This window comes from Novosphingobium sp. 9U (genome assembly GCF_902506425.1).
Lineage (GTDB): Bacteria > Pseudomonadota > Alphaproteobacteria > Sphingomonadales > Sphingomonadaceae > Novosphingobium.
This window is the reverse complement of sequence record NZ_LR732536.1, coordinates 1-2,776: the sequence shown is the minus strand read 5'-3', so window position 1 is coordinate 2,776 and position 2,776 is coordinate 1. Positions and strand designations below refer to the sequence as shown.

Below are 2,776 nucleotides of genomic sequence, written 5' to 3'. Positions count from 1 at the left end.
GCCGCCGATGCTGCAGGCTGCCTTTCACGATTGGCAGCACTGACGTTGCGCCGCGGCTTCTTGAGCCGAAGGCTCAGTCCATCCTACCGGTAAAGCCGGTAAACGCGATTATGGTTCACCTGCCATCCTTCCCTGCGCAGCAGGATATAGATCCTGAAGAAGCCATACCGCGTACGCGTCGCAGCCAGATCGCGAATGCGCATCATCAATGGCGTTTAGTCCGGTCGATGCGAGGTGTAGCGCACCGAAGATCGCTCGGCGTCGAGCACCGAGCAGCTACGCCTTTCACTCACCCCGCGAGACGCCTGGACGTGCGCAACAAGCTCGCGCCGCCGCCCAAGCGTCAGACCCTTTTTGATAAACCGTCCTGCAAGATGTGCTTGTCCAGGCTCAGGTCCGCAACCAACTGCTTGAGCTTGCGGTTCTCCTCTTCGAGCTGCTTAACCCGTCGCAGCTCGCCGACACCAAGTCCACCGTACACCTTCCGACGAGGCAGTTTTGTCGTAGCGGGTGGCGATGCGGCGCGATTGCTTGAGCCTGCTGAACAAGCGCTCGACGTGGTTGCGATCACGATTTCGCCTGAAGTCGCAAATTGCTGGCTCACGGCGGTTTACCTTGGGTGGAATGATCGGCAGGATGCCTCGCCAGAGCAGGTTTTCGCAACGCCGTCGCTGTCGTAGCCTTTGTCGGCAAGCAGAGCCTTGGGCATGGTGACGGGCATGTCGAGCAGGGCCGGCACAGCCCTGTAGTCCGAGACCTCGCCGCTCGTCAGGACGAAGCCAAGAGGCGTCCCTGACCGTCGCAGCGGGCATGGATCTTGCTCGTAAAGCGCCGCGGCTTCGACCAAAGCCCTCCTTGCAGGTCCCCCTTTAGCACCCGCTGCCTGAGAGTGGCCGCGAACGATTGTGCTATCGATCATGTGCTGCCAGTCATCGGTCAGCCCTAAATTTACGAGGGTAGAGAGCATCCCACACACACCCTGCTCAGCCCAGCGGCGGAAGCGGAAATAGACCGAGTTTCACTTGCCGTAGCGCTCGTGCATGTCGCGCCAAGGAACAACCAACCCGCAAAACATGCAGCATGCCGTTGAGAAACCGCCGATTGTCGTTCGCAGGCCTAGCCTTGCGGCCCCGCTCAGAAGGCAGCAGCAGCCCAACGACTGCCCATTCCTCGTCTGACAGATCGCCTCGGTCGAACTCCGCCTCCAAAAGGCAGTCTTGAATCAGAGATCACCACGCTCGGGGATTCACTATGTCAACAGGGCCTAGTTAACGATCCGCGTTTAGCAAGGAGGCTGGAATGATCACGCACAAAGATTAGTCTAATTATGAACGTCCTGGAAACCGGATTTGTGAGGACATTTCGTAACTTGCCACCGGGCAATTAGAGAGCGCGATGACATGCTCATCATTGCACTGAACACTGCCCGGGGGGGTATGTGATCGACAGAACGAAACGCGCAGAGCGGCAACGCTGCTGGTGCCTTTGAGGATCGACGCATGACTTTGATTAACAAGATGGTCGGAAATGAGATCTTCCTCCAAGGGAAGTATTTGTCCGTCGGGGTGAACAGCAGCGGAAACATCGGCAGCCGGTACTCTGCTCCAGAAGGAGTAGATCATGATTTGACCTATAAGCGTGTCGGACTGCTGGCAGACACCGACGGGTTTGGCACGGGTAAGGCTGCTATGCGCGATGCTGTGGTGCGCGGGGCGCCAATTGAAGGCTTCAACATCGGCTACAAGACCGACGGCAAAACTTACGTTCATTCTAATCAGGAATTGGCCGGGCTCACCGAAATTGCCGGGAAAAGCAGCAATGGCTCTGCCGCAGGTGTCGCCGAAGCTAATTGGAAGGGCGCGACCACGGAAAAGCTTGGCGTTGATCAGACAATCACGCTGACTGAAGACGCCAAGTACGTTCGCTTTGAAGTCACCTTGACCAACAATTCATCTGAAGCAATGAGCGATGTACGCTATTTGCGCGCCATCGATCCTGATTTGGTCGAAGGCTATTCGACGGTTAACAAGATCGTCAGGCAGGGTGATGGGGGGGCACTAGTCACAGCTGGAGCGAGCGCGACGAGCGACCCGATCTTCCTCTACACCAGCGATACCCGCGCGGTTGCTACAACGTACGGCTTCATCAACGAGGACCCTTACGACGCCGGAGTGTCTGTCGCACAGAAGGTTGGAACGGTCACTAAGACCGATGTGACCATGAACTTGAACTTCAAGCTGGGCACGTTGGGAGCCGGCGAGTCGACTACGGTGGTCTTTTACATGGGCGGGACCGATAACCTCAATGCGACCATCGAGGAGATCGACGCTCTGGCTGCAGGGGGACAACCAACTGCAACTAGACCATCGCTAAATGTGGCGCCCGAGGTATACGAGGATGCGCTGACGATCGTCTCTGGTGAGACGGGCAAGGGCAACGTCCTTGCGAATGACACTGACGCCAACAAGGACGCACTGACGGCGGCGCTCAAGTCCGGGCCTGCAAACGGCACCGTCACGCTCGCAGCCGATGGCAACTATGTCTACAAGGCTGCTGAGGGCTTCTCGGGCACCGACAGCTTCACCTACACCGCCACCGACGGCAAGGCATCGTCGACTGCTACCGTGTCGGTGACGGTATCACCCAAGGCTGTGCAGAACACGGCGCCTGAGGCAAAGAGCGATGCGCTGACGATCGTTTCTGGTGAGACAGGCAACGGCAACGTCCTTGCGAATGACACTGACGCCAACAAGGACGCACTGACCGCGGCGCTCAA

At 58.0% G+C, this 2,776-nt stretch carries 3 protein-coding genes and 1 pseudogene; 1 reads left to right on the top strand and 3 read right to left on the bottom strand.

The window, feature by feature from the left end; all coding sequences use genetic code 11:
• From GV044_RS20785 to GV044_RS22490, 3 genes and pseudogenes are all read right to left on the bottom strand, one after another.
• Positions 1-487 (bottom strand): annotated as a pseudogene (locus GV044_RS20785) (IS3 family transposase); the annotation flags it as partial.
• 123 nt (positions 488-610) lie between these two features.
• Positions 611-919, bottom strand: a complete 309-nt coding sequence (locus tag GV044_RS22935; protein WP_371741662.1) for a transposase — start codon at positions 917-919, stop codon at positions 611-613.
• A 64-nt stretch (positions 920-983) separates the two neighbouring features.
• Positions 984-1,208, bottom strand: coding sequence for a transposase (locus GV044_RS22490; protein ID WP_236555156.1), 225 nt, complete (start codon positions 1,206-1,208; stop codon positions 984-986).
• 291 nt (positions 1,209-1,499) lie between these two features.
• Here GV044_RS22490 and GV044_RS20775 point away from each other — a divergent pair.
• Positions 1,500-2,776 (top strand): cadherin-like domain-containing protein (locus GV044_RS20775; RefSeq protein ID WP_201299187.1); only part of this gene is annotated, 1,277 nt, incomplete at its 3' end.

Coding starts and splice junctions, on each gene's coding strand:
- GV044_RS22935 (WP_371741662.1), bottom strand. CDS start 919: ATGATCGATAGCACAATCGTTCGCGGCCACTCTCAGGCAGCGGGTGCT.